15 protein-coding genes and 1 pseudogene are annotated in these 19183 nt (G+C 50.5%); 12 read left to right on the forward strand and 4 right to left on the reverse strand.

The window, feature by feature from the left end:
• Nucleotides 1-107: 107 nt before the first annotated feature.
• Nucleotides 108-1463 carry a dipeptidase gene (locus C557_RS0112900; protein WP_018752290.1) on the reverse strand — a complete coding sequence of 452 codons (1356 nt, stop codon included), beginning with the start codon at nt 1461-1463 and terminating at the stop codon, nt 108-110.
• A 258-nt stretch (nt 1464-1721) separates the two neighbouring features.
• Between C557_RS0112900 and C557_RS0112905 the strand changes: the two genes are divergently transcribed.
• The 4 genes and pseudogenes from C557_RS0112905 to C557_RS25470 all read left to right on the forward strand — a co-directional run.
• On the forward strand, nt 1722-2960 hold the full coding sequence (locus C557_RS0112905; protein ID WP_040676992.1) for a foldase protein PrsA: 1239 nt from the start codon (nt 1722-1724) through the stop codon (nt 2958-2960).
• A 185-nt stretch (nt 2961-3145) separates the two neighbouring features.
• Nucleotides 3146-3904 carry a class I SAM-dependent methyltransferase gene (locus C557_RS0112910; protein WP_018752292.1) on the forward strand — a complete coding sequence of 253 codons (759 nt, stop codon included), beginning with the start codon at nt 3146-3148 and terminating at the stop codon, nt 3902-3904.
• Nucleotides 3901-4029, forward strand: coding sequence for a hypothetical protein (locus C557_RS25575; protein WP_018752293.1), 129 nt, complete (start codon nt 3901-3903; stop codon nt 4027-4029). Before C557_RS0112910 ends, C557_RS25575 begins: the two co-directional genes overlap by 4 nt.
• A pseudogene (locus C557_RS25470) lies at nt 4028-4132 on the forward strand (MBL fold metallo-hydrolase); the annotation flags it as partial. The gene C557_RS25575 and the pseudogene C557_RS25470, both read left to right, overlap by 2 nt.
• A gap of 145 nt (nt 4133-4277) precedes the next feature.
• Here the strand turns inward: C557_RS25470 and C557_RS0112920 are convergent.
• Nucleotides 4278-4844 carry a phosphatidylglycerophosphatase A family protein gene (locus tag C557_RS0112920; RefSeq protein WP_018752294.1) on the reverse strand — a complete coding sequence of 189 codons (567 nt, stop codon included), beginning with the start codon at nt 4842-4844 and terminating at the stop codon, nt 4278-4280.
• A 156-nt stretch (nt 4845-5000) separates the two neighbouring features.
• Here C557_RS0112920 and C557_RS0112925 point away from each other — a divergent pair, with 156 nt between their 5' ends.
• From C557_RS0112925 to C557_RS0112935, 3 genes are all read left to right on the forward strand, one after another.
• Complete coding sequence (locus tag C557_RS0112925) at nt 5001-6065, forward strand: GerMN domain-containing protein (RefSeq protein ID WP_018752295.1); 1065 nt, start codon at nt 5001-5003, stop codon at nt 6063-6065.
• Nucleotides 6066-6210: 145 nt separating this feature from the next.
• Entirely contained in the window at nt 6211-6969 is a 759-nt protein-coding gene (gene rph / locus C557_RS0112930) for a ribonuclease PH (protein WP_018752296.1), read from the forward strand.
• 1 nt (nt 6970) lies between these two features.
• Complete coding sequence (locus tag C557_RS0112935) at nt 6971-7591, forward strand: XTP/dITP diphosphatase (protein WP_018752297.1); 621 nt, start codon at nt 6971-6973, stop codon at nt 7589-7591.
• 141 nt (nt 7592-7732) lie between these two features.
• On the opposite strand, the gene C557_RS0112940 is transcribed toward C557_RS0112935, so the two are convergent.
• Nucleotides 7733-8638: a serine hydrolase domain-containing protein gene (locus C557_RS0112940; RefSeq protein ID WP_018752298.1), complete on the reverse strand. Its 906-nt coding sequence runs from the start codon at nt 8636-8638 to the stop codon at nt 7733-7735.
• 509 nt (nt 8639-9147) lie between these two features.
• Here C557_RS0112940 and C557_RS0112950 point away from each other — a divergent pair.
• The 5 genes from C557_RS0112950 to C557_RS0112970 all read left to right on the forward strand — a co-directional run bounded on the left by C557_RS0112950 (nt 9148) and on the right by C557_RS0112970 (nt 17226).
• Nucleotides 9148-10107: an ABC transporter permease gene (locus C557_RS0112950; RefSeq protein ID WP_018752300.1), complete on the forward strand. Its 960-nt coding sequence runs from the start codon at nt 9148-9150 to the stop codon at nt 10105-10107.
• 16 nt (nt 10108-10123) lie between these two features.
• On the forward strand, nt 10124-11026 hold the full coding sequence (locus C557_RS0112955; RefSeq protein ID WP_018752301.1) for a carbohydrate ABC transporter permease: 903 nt from the start codon (nt 10124-10126) through the stop codon (nt 11024-11026).
• Between the two features lie 57 nt (nt 11027-11083).
• Entirely contained in the window at nt 11084-12682 is a 1599-nt protein-coding gene (locus C557_RS0112960) for a type 2 periplasmic-binding domain-containing protein (protein WP_018752302.1), read from the forward strand.
• A gap of 123 nt (nt 12683-12805) precedes the next feature.
• Nucleotides 12806-16174, forward strand: coding sequence for a GH36-type glycosyl hydrolase domain-containing protein (locus C557_RS0112965; protein ID WP_018752303.1), 3369 nt, complete (start codon nt 12806-12808; stop codon nt 16172-16174).
• A 65-nt stretch (nt 16175-16239) separates the two neighbouring features.
• Nucleotides 16240-17226, forward strand: coding sequence for a LacI family DNA-binding transcriptional regulator (locus C557_RS0112970; RefSeq protein WP_026263461.1), 987 nt, complete (start codon nt 16240-16242; stop codon nt 17224-17226).
• 89 nt (nt 17227-17315) lie between these two features.
• Here C557_RS0112970 and asnB read toward each other — a convergent pair whose 3' ends face one another.
• On the reverse strand, nt 17316-19160 hold the full coding sequence (gene asnB / locus C557_RS0112975; RefSeq protein ID WP_018752305.1) for an asparagine synthase (glutamine-hydrolyzing): 1845 nt from the start codon (nt 19158-19160) through the stop codon (nt 17316-17318).
• Nucleotides 19161-19183: the final 23 nt, after the last annotated feature.

Here is a 19183-nt window from a genome sequence, read left to right on the forward strand (position 1 = left end):
TAACCTGAGAGTGTTGTCAACTGCATATCAAAAAATAAGAGGGTGCACTTCAGTCATTCATTATGACTTTAGTGACACCCTCTTTTTACACAGGTGCTATGGACTTCTTATAGCGACTTCAAATAGTGAACAAGGGTCAGCAGACCTTTGTCAAAGTTCTCCAGGTTGAAGTGCTCGTTAGGCGCATGCAAGTTCTCGTCCGGCAGGCCAAAGCCCATCATGACAGCCGGGGCTGACAGTACGCGGGACAACGTTTCGACGATTGGAATGGAACCGCCATCCTTGGTGAACAAAGCACGTGTTCCGTAGACAGCTTCATAAGCATCGGCCGCCTTTTGCAGATATGGATGGTCCGGGCTGCTCGTAAATGCGCGAGCCTTCTCGGTTGCCGTCACCTTAAGCTTGGCTCCAGGTTGCAGATGCTGGTGCAGGTGGCGTTCAATCCGGTCAATGGTCGCTTGCGGGTCCTGATCGCCAACAAGGCGGCATGTAATTTTGGCATGGGCTTCCTTAGGCAGCACCGTTTTGGTGCCTTCGCCCTGAAAACCTCCGTAGATTCCGTTTAGCTCCAGGGTAGGCCGTGCTCCTGTCCGTTCCACAAAGCTGTAGCCAGCTTCTCCGAACAGGGCATCCAGGCCCAGATCGCGTTTGAGCTTCTCTTCATCAAATTGCTGCTTGGCAAACTCCTCATGCACCTGCGGGGTCAATTCCTCTACACCTTCATAGAAGCCTTCTACCGTAACTCGCCCTTGTTCGTCATGTAAAGAGGCCAGCAAGGATACGAGGGCATGCAAAGCATTGGGTACGCCGCCGCCAAAGGTGCCGGAATGCAAGTCGGTATTCGCTGTGTAAACGGCTACCTCCAGTGCGCACAAGCCACGCAGACCGATGCAGATGGCCGGCTTGCCTGGAGCAAGCAGGGCTGTATCGGAGATTAACACAAGGTCTGCGGCCAGCTTCTCTTGATGAGCTTCTAGGAACGCCGGAAGGTTAGGGCTGGTCACCTCTTCTTCGCCTTCGATACAGAATTTGATATTTACCGGCAATTCTTTTTCTTGCTTCAATAAGGCTTCAACAGCCTTGATATGCATAAATACCTGACCTTTATCGTCGGTGGCACCGCGGGCATATAGCTTGCCGTTACGGATGGACGGTTCAAAGGGAGGGGTCTCCCACAGCTCCAGCGGGTCTACCGGCTGGACATCATAGTGCCCATATACCAAAACGGTCGGCTTGCCCGGGGCATGCACATATTCGCCATATACAACCGGATGTCCGGCCGTAGGGTGGACTTCAACATCTTCCACTCCGGCGCGTCGCAGGGCCTCAGCCATCCATTCGGCGGCTTTCAGCACGTCGGTCTTATGCTCGGAAAGAGCAGAGATGCTTGGAATCCGCAGCAATTCGTCAAGTTCCTTCAAATGTTCTTCACGGTGATTTGCAAAATAAGCTTGATACTCCATGGTCGCTAGTTCCTCCCGAACTGGATTTACCAGTATATTCTACACCTTTTTAGCCAAGAACACGAATATTGAAATCTCCAGAAGGCGGACCATCGCCTTTTCCTTAAATTAATCTTAAAAATCCCTCGCATTTTTTTAAAAATATTTAAGGTGTGATGATGTTATTTCTGGTAAAGTCAAGAAAGTAAGATGGGAAAAGAGTCATTCAAGTCGTCCTTGAACAAATGGATGCAGAAAAAGAAGGGAGTCGTCGTTGTAATGGAAGAGAAGGACAAAAAAGAGCAGGAGACCACCGGCAGTCAAGAGGGCACCGGGCTTGAGCAAGAGCAAGGCCAGCCAAAGGCACAACCGGAGCCATCTGTGGAAGAGCGGCCGGAACAGAGCTTGGAGGAATTGCCCCAAGCATTAACGGAGAAAGCAAGCGCCATATCGCCAGAGACAGCAGCAGAAGAGGTGGAACCGGCTAAACCAAGTGAACCAGTGCTTGAAGCGAGTTCATTGCGGGACAACCCTCAAGACGGTGAGACGGTTCCTGTGATGGTCGCCGAAGATGGACAAGCCATTCCAGAAGCTGCCGAAGGGGGCAAATCAAGCAAGCTTTGGCCCATCGTATCTCTCGTACTAGCGGTATTGCTGATCGTTGTATTAATCAAGCCTCCTTTTGCTACGAGCAAAGCAGAAGCGGTTGCCACAGTTAACGGGGTGGAAATTACCAAGGATCGTCTTTATGAGGCGATGATCGCCGGCGGAGGCCATCAAGCTCTCGACACTTTGATCAACCAGGAACTGATTGATCAAGAGGCCGCCAAGCAGAATATTACCGTTTCCGAGACAGATATTGAATCGGAACTGAAGATGTACCTTACGCAATTCGGGTCTGAAGAGAAGCTGAATGAGGCGTTGACTCAATTCGGAATGACCCGGGATCAATTGGACGAGCAAATTGTACAGCAGTTGAAATTAACGAAGCTGCTGGAGCCGCAGATTGAAGTAACTGACGATCAAGTCAAGCAAATTTTTGAGCAAAATAAAGAGTCGTTTAATACGCCTGAACAGGTTCGCGCTTCGATTATTCTGGTAGCTACAGAGGAAGAAGCCAAGGAAATCGTCAAGGAGTTGGATGGGGGAGCGGACTTTGCCGAATTAGCCAAGAACAAATCACTGGACGTCATGACGAAGGGACAAGGCGGGGATACGGATTTCTTCGCTCGCGGAGAACAGGATCCATCGGTTGAGGAAGCCTCGTTCAAGCTTGCCAAGGGTGAGGTCAGCGAGCCGGTAAAAACGAGCGAGGGATACCAAGTCATCAAGGTTACAGACCGCAAGGAAGCTCATACCGCTACACTGGAGGAAAAGCAGGAAGAAATTCGCAAAGCCCTTGTTGCCCAGCAAGTCTCCGGCTTGTCCGGGACCTGGCTGCAGGATATACGCAACGGTGCGGAAATTACCAATGTATTCACGGATACGGATGAATCTGAAGCCGAATCCGGACAATAACTATATGCTACAAACCTGTCAGGTTACGCCGCCGGAGCATGCTCCGGCGGTTTTATCCAGGTGTGGCTCCTTCTCACTTAATTCATACAATGTTTATTGAAGATTATGGAGATGAGGAAGTACAATGTAGGCAATGAGCTAAAGGTTGATTATGTCAGGTATGGACGGGTTGGGAGGAAGGCAAAATGTCGGAGTGGTACGAGCTTAGTTTTGGTGAAGACTATTTGCTGGTGTATAAGCATCGCGACGCACAGGGAGCCAAGCATGAGGTTCAGCGAATGATCCGTTGGCTGGAGCTTCCTCCGGGGGCAAGAGTGCTTGACTTGTGCTGTGGCATGGGGAGACATTCGATGGCCTTGACGGAGGCAGGATACATAGTGACAGGTGTGGATTTATCTGAAGTGCTTCTGCGCGAAGCCAGGCAGGGTGATCCGGAGGGCAAGGTGGATTGGTACCAGGCCGATATGCGCGAGCTGCCACTGACTGGCCCGTTTGATGCGGTGGTCAATTTGTTTACTTCGTTTGGTTACTTCAAGCATGATGCGGAGCAGATCAGGGTGCTGAGGGAAGTGCGCCGACTGCTCAAGCCGGAGGCAAAATTCATTATCGATTACTTGAATCCGGACTATACCTCGGCTCATTTGGTGCCCTATTCCGAGCGAGTGGATGATGGCCGGAGAATTATAGAACAACGGCGAATTGAGGACGGTTATGTGATTAAGAATATCACCATTACCGACAATGGAATACCGGGACAGGGGAATAAGCAGGATCACGGGGCCCGAAAATACATGGAGCGAATCAAGCTGTACTCGCTGGAGGAGTTCAAGCGGATGCTGGATGAGGCAGGATTGGTGCTGGACAAGGTTCATGGAGATTACGACGAGGAAAATTATCATCCACAAAATTCGCGCCGGATGATTCTGATTGGAGGGCGAAAATGACACAGATGAGGGAGGCTCGGCTCAGGGAACAAGAGCTTATCCTGTGCATCCCCGTCCCGATGGCGCCCACGCTGCGCAGTGTGAACAGAATCCTTGCTACAGCAGCAGTCGCAAAGCGGCTTTGAGATATGCGCTGCGCTCTTCGGCACGGAGCCTGGCATCCATCAAATGCGGTTTGCCATGTCGGAGATGTTGGCTCATTTGGTTGAACTGGTCCGACGTGGCCGGGTTATGGAGCACACAATCGGAAGAGGTCGGCATACGATTATACTTTATGAACTAAAACAAGCAGAAGCCACCGGGCCTGTCTACTACAGGCATTGGAGGCTTCTGCTTTTATCGTCTTATGCCAAAGTATCGAATGTCCAGCTCTCTAGCGGTCGTTGTCTGTAGTCTCTTCGCCATGTTCTATCTCCCGCTCCGCTTGCTTGCGGTGAGCGATGCGGCTGCTGGCCGAAGCGGCAATGGCGCCGACAATGTCATCGAGGAACGTGTTGCATGGTCCTAGCTCCTTATCGTTCAATTGCTCCAGAATGCCCGGCTTAAGCTTGTCTATGTATCCATAGTTGGTAAAGCCGATACTGCCATACACATTCACGATGGAAAAGGCCAGAATTTCATCTACGCCGTATAACCCTTCGTCATGGGCAATCATATCCTGCAGCTCGGGGATGAGCAGTCCTTGCTCAGCCATAATGTCCAATTGGATGCCCGTCAGCACGGCATTTTGTACTTCGCGCTTGGTAAGCACCTGCTCGACATTGTGAACACACTCTTCCATCGTCAGGTTGGGATAATATTTATGCTGCAAAAACATGACCAATTCCGCGATTTGCCCGGTTGTTACACCGCGCTTATGCAGCCACTGTCTAGTGGCGTCCGCGACTTTTTTACTATTCAAGCTATAAGGCAATTTGGCATTAGGTTGTTCCTTCCCCATTACATCTACCCCTTGTCTTCGTTTAGTTTAGTCGTGTCCGCATAGATATGAAGCAGTCTGTCCAGTTCTCGGGAAAATATAGTTATTTTTCGAGACAGGGCTCGTATATATAGTAATACAAACTATAGAAAAATGTTAGGGAGGAACGAACAGACAATGAAATGGAACCGACAGATTCGTAATACCGCAGTGGTTAGTGTGCTATCGCTCTCGCTGTTGTTGTCCGGCTGCGGCATATTTGGAGGCAAGTCCTCCGCCCCCATCGATCCTCCGCCTGCGGATATAGAAGCGCAGATGCTGGAAGGGCTGGACCAAGCTGCGCAGCAGACAAGCTATGCCCAGGAGGAGGACTTGTCAACAGTCTATCTGGAGAATGAACATGGCAAGCTGGCTCCTGTAGCCCTGCGCCTGCCAGACGGAGAAGCTTCCTTGAAGCCGAACCGGATGCTGACCATGCTGGTGCGGGGCGGCAAATACGCCGGACTCCTTCCATCCGGATTTGAAGGAGTCCTTCCGGAAGGCAGTGAGGTTAAGGCGGTCACGGTGAAGCAGGATGAGAAACTGGCTATCGTAGAATTTAATCAGGCATTTACCGGATACGAAGCGGCGGATGAGCGCAAAATATTGGAAGCCCTCACCTGGACATTGACCGGGGACCCGGGCGTGGAGAAGGTTCAGCTTTGGGTGGATGGGGAGAAATTAAATGAAATGCCAGTGGGCGGCACACCGCTTGATCGGCCGCTTAGCCGGCAATTCGGAATCAATCTTGAGCTTGGCAAGGAATCAAATCTGTCATTGTCTAGTCCGGTGATCGTGTACTTCTCCGCAGCCACGCCGGATGGTGTCCAGTATTTCGTGCCGGTGACCCGCTTCGTGCCGGCGGGCAGTGATCCGGTGCAAGCTGCCCTGAGCGAGCTCATCAAAGGGCCGGAAAACAAGGATGGCCTGGAGCGGGTGGTTACGGATAATACGAAGCTTGAGCGCGTTGAGATATCGCAGGAAGGAATTATCACCGTATCGCTTATGGATGATATGTTTGAAGCGGGTGAGAAGCTGCCGGCTCAGATGATGCAGTCATTAGTGCTGACTGTCACCGAAAATAAAGACGATAGCAAGGTGCGCATTTGGCTAAACGGCGACAAGGCAGTGTTGGGCATGGATAATCAGACCTATGGCGAGCCGGTTATGCGTCCGGAGGTGATTAACGAAATCCCACTTTAAGAGGTTGTTCAAAAAGTTGCTTGTCATCGCACTTGGCCCTGCGGATCCAGGGCTTTTTTTGCGGAATGAGAAGGTGCTTTTATGACCACACTTTGATAGAATAAGAACAGCAAATGACAGCAAGAAAACGTAGGGGGCAGTATACATGAGAAGTCACGGACGTGAGGCGAATGAACGCCGGTCGATGAATTTGACGATGAACATCAATAAATATGCGGAGGGGTCCGTCTATATCGAGGTAGGAGATACCAAGGTCATGTGTACCGCGACCGTGGAAGAGAAGGTCCCTATGTTTATGAAGGGACAAGGCAAGGGATGGGTAACAGCCGAATATTCCATGTTGCCCCGGGCAACGCAAACCCGTAATCAGCGAGAATCAGCCCGCGGCAAGCAAAGCGGGCGGACGATGGAAATCCAGCGCTTGATCGGTCGGTCCCTGCGTTCTGTGGTCAATCTGCATGCGCTCGGTGAACGCTCGGTGACCATTGACTGCGATGTGTTGCAGGCAGATGGCGGAACGCGGACAACCTCGATCACCGGTGCTTTTATCGCGATGGCACTGGCCATGCACAAAATTTCGCAGAAGCACGCTTTGCCTGTTTTTCCAATTACAGATTATCTGGCTTCCGTCAGTGTGGGCATCGTCGGCGATCACCCACTGCTTGACCTCAACTACGAGGAGGATTCCAAAGCCAAAGTGGATATGAACGTCGTGATGACAGGAACGGGTCAATTTGTGGAGATTCAAGGAACCGGGGAGGAAAATCCCTTCTCCCGCACCGAACTCGATGCCATGCTGGCGTTGGCCGAGAAAGGCATTCAGGAAATGATCGGGCAGCAACGTGAAGCCTTGGGAGCCATTGCGCTGCAAATCGGCAGTGGGCAGCCCGGATCGGCGGTGTAGCATGATCGAAGGACAAATCGTTATTGTTGCCACCGGTAACGCAGGCAAGGTGCGCGAGTTTGCTCATGCCTTGTCAGCGTTGAACAAGCAGGTACATAGTATGGCCGACTACCCGGATATTCCGGAGGTTGTGGAAGATGGGGCAACCTTTGCCGATAATGCCCGCAAGAAGGCGAAAACGGTAGGCGATGCGCTGGGCAAGCCGGTGCTTGCCGATGACTCCGGCCTGTGCGTTGATCAACTGGATGGAGCGCCAGGCGTGTATTCGGCGCGTTATGCCGGAGAAAACGGCAGCGATGCCGACAATAACGAGAAGCTGCTGGCGGAGCTGGAGAAGCACCGGCTGGGCGAGGATACGGAGCAGCCGCTATTAAGCCCGGCCCGCTTCGTTTGCCATCTGGCGCTGTATGATCCAGCCAGCGGGCAGTTTATCGAAGCAACTGGAGAAGCAGAGGGCTGGATTACCTCGGAACCGGCGGGGGGCGGCGGATTTGGTTATGATCCGCTCTTCTATCTCCCGGCCTACGAGAAGACATTCGCCGAGTTGACTCTGGAGGAGAAGCAGGCTGTCAGTCATCGGGGCGTTGCCTTGCGCAAGCTGATGGACAAGCTGCTGTCGTAGTAAACAGCGCAGAGAAGCGTCCTGGAAGGAGCAGCAACTATCGGGCAAACCTGGGGAACAAGCCCTTCAGCATTTCAAAAAAACATCCGTTTAGCCCTTTCCAGGCTGCGGATGTTTTTTTTGGACGGAATCGTTCACCTCTTAAAGCTGCGGCCAAATTTCACTCCAGACGGCTTCAAGAATACCTTGCATATCTTCTTCCTGGCTGTTGATCGCGATCACGGAATCCTTGTCCGGAAGGACGATACAGAATTGCCCAAACATCCCGTCAGCCCGGTAAGCGTTATGTGTACACCTCCAGAATTGGCTGCCATAGCCCACGCCCCAATCTCTTGTTCCCACCGTATTGACCTGCTTGCGGGTAACTGCATCAACCCATGCTGCAGGGATAAGCTGAACCCCTTGCCATTGACCCCGCTGCAAGAGCAGTTGTCCGAATCGGCTCAGCTCCTCACAACTGATCCATAGCCCTGAGCAGCCTAGCGTCACGCCAAGCGGCGATGTGTCCCATTGCACATTCATGATGTCTAGCGGATCAAATAAGCGGGGCTTCAAGTAATCATGTACAGGTTCGCCCACGACAGCCTGAACCATTGCGGAAATCATGAACGTGTCGCCGCTGCTATAGGTGAAAGTCTCTCCAGGCTTGCGATCCAGAGGCAGGGACAGGTAATGCTTGACCCAATCCTTCTCCTGTAGACTGGCGCGTTCTTCGGCCCACAATGGCGGTGAATCATGGCCTGAGGTCATGTGAAGCAAATGCTGCAAGGTCAATTCGCCCGGCGGATAGGGAGAGGACGGAGCCAGTTCTGAATATGCCGGAAAGCAATCGCCCAGCCGGGTATTCAGGGTTAGCTTGCCTTCGGCAATCGCCAGTCCCACTGCCATGCAGGTAAAGGATTTGCTGATGGAATGCTGTAGTCGACGTTCATCCGCATTTTGATCCCAATGTCCTAATAGAAGCCCCCTTTGATGTACACGTATTGATAATACATTGAGCCTTCGGCTATGGATGTTTTCGACAAAACGGGCAATTTGGAATTTCACTATGGAGCCTTCTTTCTTTGTCAAAATAAATAGAAACGTTTCGCAAAATAGAAAATTATCCTGATATGATTATACAGCAAATTCATGGGTTGGACCAATTTCCAAAAAAAGCTGAATACCCTTATATTTTATAGGGTTTTTAACATGCATGCCAGAGATGATAAAAGCGTGAATTCATAAAAAATCCAACAGTTTAAACCGTAAAAAATAGTTGACATAAAGCGCATACAGGAAGATAATAGAATCGAAACGATTCGATAAATCGCTTTCAATCAATGTCGATGCTTGTCGGATTTCCGCCAACATTCATTAAAGCATGACATGAGATATGTGATCAAAAAGCAAAGAACGAAATGAAAGGGGTTGCATATGGCACACCTAACGATTGACATCGGCTCGCCAACCCTGCGGATGACAACTCATGGTTGGCTCTTTTGGGAAGAGCACCTGCAGGCTGCTTTTGAATTTTTGTTTGAAGATAAGACTCAGGAATAGTGAGGAGATGCCAATTGAAACCTGCAATCGTAGGCTCCGGCAAAATGACCAAAGCGCGTTTGCGAAACGGCAATTTATTAACCGAAATATGGAAGCATCGAATGACCTACACCCTGCTGATTCCCGGCCTGATTTGGTTAATCCTGTTTGCTTATTTGCCCACGGGCGGCTTGTCGCTTGCATTTAAGCACTATAAAGCCAATTTGGGAATTTGGGGCAGTCCATGGGCGGGGCTGGAGAATTTCATGTATGTCTTTCGCGATCCGGCGTTTGCCAGTTCGGTGTGGAGGACGCTGTACGTCAATATCATCAAGCTGGTGATTACTTTTCCGTTCCCTATTTTATTGGCGCTTCTGTTAAATGAGCTGCGCATGAGGAAGATGAAGAAGCTGTTTCAAACGATTTTAACTTTTCCTCAGTTCCTATCCTGGATTATCGTCTCAGGTATCGTAATTAATGTTCTTTCTTATGACGGACTGGTGAACAGCGCGCTGCAGCTATTTGGACTCCCGACGATTAATTTTCTGGGCTCAGAGCCTATGTTTTTACCGATGCTTATCCTGACGGATATATGGAAATCAACAGGGTGGGGGGCTATTATTTTTCTGGCCGCCATTTCGGGGATTGATCAGGATCAATATGAATCCGCGCAAATTGATGGTGCTTCACGGATGCAGCAAATATTTAAAATCACCCTGCCGAATATCTTACCAACGGTTACGGTGATGTTCATCCTGAATGTGGGGGGGCTGATGTCCGCCGGCTTTGATCAAATCTTCAATCTGGCTAATGCCGCAACGCAAAATGTATCCCAGGTGCTTGACGTCTACATTTACCGGGTTACCTTCCAGTCCTCTACGGACTTCTCATTTTCAACAGCGGTCAGTCTATTCCGTTCTATTGTAAACATGGTGTTGCTGCTTACCGCAGATCGCGTAGCTAAATGGATGGGCGGAGACGGATTGTTCCGCTAGAAAGGAGAATGTGAGTATGAGTACCCATGCTGTCAAACGGACTAAATACCGCATTGGCAAAATGTCGTTGCTTGACTATATAATTTTGGCTATTCTGACCATTTTAGCTTTGGCTATCCTGATCCCCTTCTTGAATGTTATCGCGATTTCGCTGGCTTCACAGAAGGAATATGCTGAAAATCCCATGATGCTCTGGCCAAAGCAGCCAACACTGGATGCGTATCGAGCCTTGTTTGAGGACGGTCGAATTCTTGTCGGCTTTGGCAATACACTGAAAATTATGGCTGTTGGCTTGCCGCTGAGCCTGTTCCTGACCAGTACGATGGCTTATGGCTTGAGCCGCAATGCCTTTCCGGGAAAAAAGGGGATATTCTTTCTTGTCCTGTTTACGATGATCTTTAATGGCGGGATTGTGCCCTTGTATCTGGTGATGAAGTCGCTTCATCTTACCGGCTCGCTATGGTCAGTCATTCTGGTGGGAAGCTTTAGTGCGTTTAATATGATCTTGATGATGAACTATTTTCAAAGTCTTCCGGAATCTTTAATGGAATCGGCCCGATTGGATGGAGCCGGAGAATGGCGCATCCTGTTCTCCATTATCCTTCCGCTGGCTGCCCCGATTATGGCGACCATTACTCTCTTCTACGGCGTAGCCTTCTGGAATGGCTGGTATGATGCGATGATCTTCCTGCGCAAAGCGGAGATGCTGCCACTACAGAATGTATTGCGCACCATTATTGTAGAATCAACGACCAATGTGTCCAATGCCGCCAGTGTAGATGCCCTGAACAAATCAGGTTTTTCCACAGGGATGAAAATGGCTTCTGTCTTCGTATCGATGGTACCCATCATGTGCTTCTTCCCCATGCTGCAAAAGCATTTTGCTAAAGGGGTATTAACAGGGGCAATCAAGACCTGATGGCCTAATGGCACTTTTGGCAATGAGAAAATCTATCAAAATTAAAGGGGGAAAAAGATGAACACTCATAAAATGCTTAAACTGCTTTTCGCCGCCGCATTATCTGTAGCCCTGCTGACGGTAACCGCTTGTTCCAGCAATTCCGCATCCTCTGGAGGCAATGAAAAGGATGCAGACGGAAATTACAAGGATAAATTGAAAATTTCTGTTGCGCAGACAACCGAAGTGAAGAGTGGTGTGATGAATAATGAATTCCATAAATATTGGATGGATAAATTTAATGTGGAATGGGATTACAATTATGTACAATGGGACTCTTGGCCGGAGAAGCTGCGTCTATGGATTAATTCGGGGGATTTGCCGGATGTAGCGAGCTGGAATTATGTTCACGGCGACTTTATGAACTATGTCGATCAAGGAATGCTGTACAAGTTCCCGGATGATTGGAAGGAGCGCTGGCCAAACATAGCCGCGGCCTACAAGCTGACAGGTCTGGGGGATAAGCTGGAGGAACTGACAGGCGGAACCTATATTTTGCCCAAGCCTGTGTATTATCAGAACAAGCCTGCTGATCCGCTGGTGAATCAGATCGGTGTCGTTGCCCTGCGTAAAGACTGGGCGGAGGCGGTTGGCTTTGCTCTGAAGGATGCGTATAGCACAAGCGAACTGATGGATTATGCGAAACGAGTCAAGGAGCAGGACCCCGGCAAGGTTGGAGATGATCTCGTACCGCTCTCCTATAATGCGGATGACGTGCTGACTAACATCATGATGCCTAACAGTGCACACGCGCGTGTGGAATCGGCCTTTTACCGAGGGGAGGACGGCAAATTTCATTGGGGCCCTGCCGATGAAGAAACGTTGCTAGGCCTGAAGCTGATAAAGCAGGCTTATGAGGATGGATTGCTTAATCCTGAATTCTATACCTGGAAAAACAATGAGGGCAGCGATAATTTCCGAGTCAAGGGAGTGGCCGCGGTGGCTTCACTCGGCGGTCTGGCCTCTTATCGGCAGGACATGGATACGGAGATGAAGAAGAACCTGGGCGTAAATAGCGATGATTTGGTGCATACCGCAATCGTATTAGGCGAGGATGGGAAATATCGCAATCTGGAGCAGCCTAATTTCTGGTCCGCTCTGATTTTATCACCAGATATCAGCCAAGCCAAGTTTGAACGAATTATGGATATTATTGATTACTCGACGACGGAAGAAGGACAACTTCTGCTGAATATGGGCTTTGAAGGCGTAGATTGGAAATATGATGAGAATAAAGAGCTGGTTAGCCTGCTTCCGGAGGGCACTACGCTTGAGGATAAATATCCGGCACGTTTTGAAGGCTTGTATGTGCTGGGAGATGATTTTAGTATTGTAAACCCTGCAATTAAGAAGGAATACCGTGAGCGGGCTTTGCAACTCTTCCAGGAGAAAGCCAAGCTGGGGACGGAGGGCGGCGAGTTGGCCACTTATGATTGGGACGTGCAATTGTACGATTCCAAGGCGAAAAACCAGGCTGCCTTTGAATATCAAAATGAATATGCCAATTTGATTTTGCAAAACGGAGATTTGGAAGATAACTGGAGAAAGTGGGTTGAAAGCAAGCAATCCCTGGTTCAGCCTTTGCTGGATGAATTAAATAGTAAATTTGCTCAGTAATTAGCGAGCGGGAGATGAATGCTTAAGTGGAGAGGAATCCGGCGTGCAGCATGCAAGATGCAGACTGGGTTCCTCTCTTGTCAAGGGCATAGAGAGAAACAGGTGATAGGAGGATGAACGAGCATGACAACGATGTTGAGATCCAAGCTGCAGATTCAGGCGGGTGACCTGTCCTTTATATTTTGGGAGAGCGGCGATCTGTTCCAGGCACGCAGTGGCAAGACGATGATTAACCAGCTATTAAGCACTCCATTGGATGGAGCTTTAAACAATCTCTATTTGCGAATTCATGAAGGGGAGGAATTACGATTTTATCCCTTGCTGGGCATTCGATCACAAAGTCGGGTGAGCGCCGGGGAAGGGTGTATCCTTTGGACGGGCCAGGTAGAGAGCATTGCTTATAAGGTGACGTTGACACTTAGTCCGCTTGGCGCCTGGTTTTGGGATGTGCAAGTGTCTGGTCAGGATGCCTGCGTGGATGTCATATACGGACAGGATGTAGGTAATGCTGATGCAGGCGCTGTTCGCAGCAATGAGGCCTACCTGTCTCAATATATCGACCATACTGTGTTTGAGGATAAGGACCATGGCTATGTGGTGTGCTCACGCCAAAATCAGCCGCAAGAGGGGGCGTTTCCCTATATTCAGCAAGGCTCGTTAACGGGTGCGGTGGGCTTTTCCACTGATGGGTTCCAATTCTTTGGCCTCTCCTACAAAGAAACGAATGTCCCAGAGTGTCTTGGCAAGCCAAAGCTTGCAAACGAGGTTTACCAATATGAATTTGCTTACACGGCGCTACAATCAGAAAAGCTAATCCTGGCCGGGACAGCCCGGTTTGTATTTTACGGTTTATTTAAGCCTGATCACGTGAATGCAGTTACGGAAAGGGAATATAAGGAGGAAGTGCTGCGGGCCTGGGCACAGGTTGAGGAAGGGATGGATATATCAAGTCAGGCTCTGCGCGAATTGCCGCAGGTCCGTCTGACACCGGCAATTGGCGAGCCGTTGTCTGTGTTGCCGTTTACGTCCAAGGAGCTGGAGGACCGGTTCCCTCGAGCTCAAAGACGGGAAGAGGAGCTGGAGGATGGCCAACTGCTATCATTTTTTACAGATACCTATGAGCATGTGGTACTGAAGGAGAAGGAACTGCGGACCGAGCGCCCGCATGGACATATTTTAATGAGCGGCAATAGCGTGAAGCTGGGTGCCCGGGTCATGACAACCACTTCTTATATGTACGGCATTTTTAATTCCCATGTGGTGGTAGGCAATACGAACTTTAACAAAATGATGAGCAATGCGAGAAATGCCCTGAATGTTCCGAAAACGGCGGGGCAGCGTATCTATATCGAAGTCGATGGAGTATATCGCTTGCTTACCATACCCTCGCTATTCGAGATGGGCTTCAACTATGTTCGCTGGTACTACAAATGGGCTGAGGATATGCTGGTCATTACCAATTTTACAGCCGCAGATGCACCGGAGCTTACTCTTCAGGTGCGTTCCGAGCGCGGCAAAGCCTATCGCTTTCTCGTGACCAGTCAGGTGACGATGAATGTGAATGAGTATGCGGATGAGCAACCTGTGCATATGACGCCATCGGCGGATGGATTGACCTTTCATGGAGGGCAGGACGCCGTTCGGGGGCAGGCTTATCCGGACTTGAAATATACGATGCGCCTTCGTGGTGCTAACAGTGAGGTAGGCGATGAAACAGAGCTGGCTGCTGGTGTGCAAGCCGGAGATGCTTCGCTGGTTGTGCTCAAGCTGGAGGCTGGTAACGAATGGAGTTTGACGATACAGGGACTGCTGGATGGACAGGAGCTACCTGAGATCAAGCGCAGCTTGGAGGAGGAAGCGTTAAAATACAGGGCATTTTTCAGTCAGTTGATGAATGGCTTTCATCTCACCTCCCAAGATGGTGCCGAGGGCGAGTCGTTGTTCAAGGTCAATGCGCTGGCCTGGTGGTATACCCACAATATGCTGGTGCATTACCTGGTTCCACATGGCCTGGAGCAGTATGGAGGGGCGGCCTGGGGGACTCGGGATGTGTGCCAGGGGCCGGTAGAATATTTTCTGGCGATGCAAAAATATGAACAGGTCAGCGATATTCTAAAGATGGTGTATGCTCACCAGTACGAGGACGATGGCAACTGGCCGCAGTGGTTTATGTTTGATCAATATTTTGCGATTCAGCAGGAGGAGAGCCACGGCGACATTATCGTTTGGCCGCTCAAGGTGCTGGGTGATTATTTGCGAGTGACAGGAGATTACGGGATTCTGGAGGAGAAGGTTCCTTATACCGATAAGCAAACCTTCCATTTTACGGAGAAAAAGGCAACCATTCTGGAGCATATGAACAAGGAGATTGATTATATTCGCAGTCATTTCCTGCATAACACCTACCTCTCATCCTACGGGGATGGCGATTGGGACGATACGCTTCAGCCAGCCAATGCCCAACTCAAGCAGTACATGGTTAGCAGTTGGACGGTTGCCTTGACGTATCAGGCGATAAATCAATTGTCAAGCCTGTTGAAATCGGTTCAGCCGCCATTGGCTGCGATACTGCACGAGATGGCACAGAGAATTCGGTCCGACTATGAAAAATACATGCTGGGAACGGGTGTGATTCCTGGATTTCTCTATATGGAACATCCCGAGGAGACGAAGCTAATGCTGCATCCAACCGATCAGGAGACGGGAATCCATTATCGTCTGCTGCCGATGACCCGCAGTATGATTGCGGAATTGCTGGACGCTCAAAGTGCGGAGGCGCACTACAAGCTGATCAAGGAGCGGTTGTCTTTCCCGGATGGGGTTCGACTGATGGATCGTCCGGCGCAATATGACGGAGGGATCAGCACGCATTTCAAGCGGGCGGAGCAGGCAGCCAATTTCGGGCGTGAGGTGGGCTTGCAATATGTGCATGCGCATATCCGATTTGTCGAGGCGATGGCGAAGCTTGGGCATGCGGACGAGGTATGGAATGGTCTGAACGCGATTAATCCGGTGGGCATTCGTAAGGTTGTGCCCAATGCCGAGCTGCGGCAAAGCAACGCTTATTTCAGCAGTTCTGACGGCTTATTTAATACTCGTTATGATGCGCAAATGCAATTTGAGAAGTTGCGCAGCGGAGCGGTACAAGTGAAGGGCGGATGGCGCATTTATTCCAGTGGACCGGGGATTTATATGAACCAGCTGATTTCCAGCGCGTTAGGTATCCGCCTAGAGCAGCAGGACTTGATTATTGATCCGGTGCTGCCGGCGACGTTGCACGGTCTGCACTTTAATTTTCGTTACAACGGTCATAACGTGACCTTTATCTATACTTGGAACGAGGAAGAAGGACGGTCTGTCAAGCTGAACGGACAGCGGCTAGAAGCAATGCCGATAACTAATCCGTACCGTCAGGGCGGATGGCGTATCAATAAGGCGGAATTCGAGCAGGCCATGCAGCAAGGGCAGAATAAAGTTGAGATTTCTATGTAGAAAGGTTACAGTCGATCTAACGAATCTACGCACGGAAATCGTTGGGTATGGAGGAGCGAAGAAAATTGGTTAGTATTAAGGACATCGCTAGGAAGGCCGGGGTTTCCATGTCAACCGTATCCTATGCGCTGAATGGCAGCAGTAAGGTGACAGAGGAGACTCGGGCGAAAATCATAGCTGTTGCCAAGGAAATGAACTATGTGCCCAATGCGGCTGCCAGATCATTGAAGAAGCGTGAGACACGCATTATCGGCGTCTTTCTTACTGATTTCAAAGGCGATGTGTATGGTGATCTGCTCGATGGAATGAAGGAAGTATGCAACACTCATGGATACGACCTGATCGTGTGCAGCGGCAAGCAGGCTCACCGTATGATTCCAGAGCGGATGATCGACGGGGCGGTCATTCTTGATCATGCCTTTACCCATGCCGAGCTGCTGGAATATGCTGAGCGAAATCATAAAATTGTTGTGCTGGATCGCGAATTGGAGCATCCGAATATCAACCAGGTGCTGTTGGATAATAAGGCTGGAGCTGCACTGGCTATGGAATATCTGATCGAGCAGGGACATGAGAAAATTTATGTGGTTACAGGACCGGAGGATTCTTTCGACTCCAATCAGCGGATGAAGGCGGTCAAAATGGTGGCAGATCGTATGGCGGATGTGGAGTGTGTAGAGATTGTCGGCAATTTTAAAAAAAGCGGGGGGGAACGTGCGGCGGAGCGGGTTATTCATGAGTATACTGCTCCGGTCGCCGTCTTTTGTCTCAATGATGAAATGGCGATCGGGTTCTGCAACAGATTGGCAGACACAGATTACCTGATCGGGGAGCATGTGCATCTGATCGGCTTCGACAATATTGAGCTGACGAAGTATATGCAGCCCCGACTGGCGACCATTGATTATTCCAAGCGGAAATGGGGGGCGTTGGCGGGCGAGCAATTGATAAAAATTTTGAAGGGCGAGGTTGTGGAACATGAGCGTATCTATGTCACCCTGGTCAAGGGAGCATCTGTTGGCAAAGCGCCCGGGTACAGCGGTAGATCATAATAATTTGTTTCTCACAAGTAAAAGAGTGAAGGGCGCAGATGATGCGTCTTTCACTCTTTTGGCTTGAACTTGAGCCAATGAATGACCGATTAGGAGATTGAAACACGATATTTGCCCAGCCACAGATTGACCTGTGACAGGTAGGCGAACAACTGCGGCCCTGACATGAGCTGGCCGAACCAGGGCAGATTGGAGGAAGATTCCTTGGAGGCAGCAATTTCGCGGATTTTTTCCGCATTAATCAGCGGCAGAATCGGAGAGGTCGGGTCGTCCAGAATCGCCAGCATTTGATCACGAACGGCGGCAAGATAGTTGGGGTTATGTGTTTTGGGGTAAGGGCTCTTCTTGCGGTAGAGCACATCCTCTGGCAGGACACCCTCCAGCGCTTTGCGTAGAATACCTTTCTCGCGATTGCCGGTCATCTTGATGGACCACGGAATATTCCAGACATATTGCACGAGCCGGTGATCACAATAAGGTACCCGGACCTCCAAGCCTGCAGCCATGCTCATCCGGTCCTTGCGATCCAGCAGCGTTGGCATGAAACGCGTGATGTTCAGGTAAGACATGACACGCATGCGTGCTTCCTCCGGGGTCTCCCCTTCCAGAGCCGGCGTCTCCCCTACTGCTTCCTGATAGCGGTCCTGGATATATTGCTCCGGCTTGATCCATGCCCGAAGCTCCGGAGATAGCAGGTCAGCTCGCAGGCCGGTCGCTATCGACCACGGGAAGGTGCCCGAATTCAGCAGTTCCTCACGATGGAACCAGGGATAGCCGCCGAATACCTCATCAGCCGCTTCTCCGGAGATAGCTACCGTTGCATTCTTCTTGATTTCCCGGCAGAAGAGCAGCAGGGAGGCATCGACGTCGGCCATGCCCGGCAGGTCGCGAGCAATTGTAGAATCCGGCAGCGCGGATACTAGCTCGGGCGTGTCGAAGCTAATGGCATGATGGGAGGTGTTCAGTTCCTCCACCATGCGCTTAATCCAGGGACCATCGGCGCCAGGTTGATAGCTGTGCGCATGGAAATGCTTGTCGTTATCCACGTAATCGACGGAATAGGAGTGGACCTGGCCTTGCCCGGTACGCTTATAGTAGTCAACCGCGAGCGCCGTCAATGCACTGGAATCCAGCCCTCCGGACAACAAGGTACACACCGGCACGTCCGAAATCAATTGCCGATCCATGGTATCCTGCAGCAACCGGCGAATTGTGGCTGCTGTCTCGGTGACATCATCCGCATGGGGTTCTGCCTCCAGCTTCCAGAAGGCATACTTGCGCAAGCCATTGCGGCTGTAAATCATCACATGGCCGGGGCGCAGCTCCTTCAGAGCCTTATATACACCATGCCCGGGGGTTCTGGCCGGACCTATGACGAAAATTTCAGCAAGCCCCTCAGGTCCAACGGCAGGCTCTACTTTGGGATGGCATAAAATCGATTTGGGCTCGGAGCCGAAGATGAGCGTACCGTCTATTTCACTGTAAAACAATGGTTTGACTCCCAGCCGGTCCCGGGCAAAAAAGACATGCTGCCGAATGCTGTCCCAAATGGCAAAGGCAAAAATGCCGTTCAACCGGTATACACAATCCGGTCCCCACTCGATATACGATTGCAGCAGCACCTCAGTATCGCATTGGGTCCGGAAGACCCGTCCTCTGCGTTGCAATTCTGCCTTCAATTCGAGGGCATTGTAAATCTCCCCGTTATATACAATGGTAAAAACCGCTTCTTCCTCGTAAGCGACCATCGGCTGAGCTCCATTGGCCGGGTCCATAACGCTAAGACGTTGATGTCCAAAAGCGCAGGGTCCGGAAATCCAGGTTCCCTGAGCATCCGGCCCTCGTTTTTCCAATTGACGGGTCATATTCAACAATAGATCAGACTGCTGAGTCAAATCCCGGTTCCATTCAATAAATCCGGTTATTCCGCACATGCTGCTGTCTCCTCTCTCTGTCT

Origin of the sequence: Paenibacillus sanguinis 2301083 = DSM 16941 (assembly GCF_000374825.1) — a bacterium.
In the GTDB taxonomy this organism is placed as follows: Bacteria; Bacillota; Bacilli; order Paenibacillales; family Paenibacillaceae; genus Fontibacillus; species Fontibacillus sanguinis.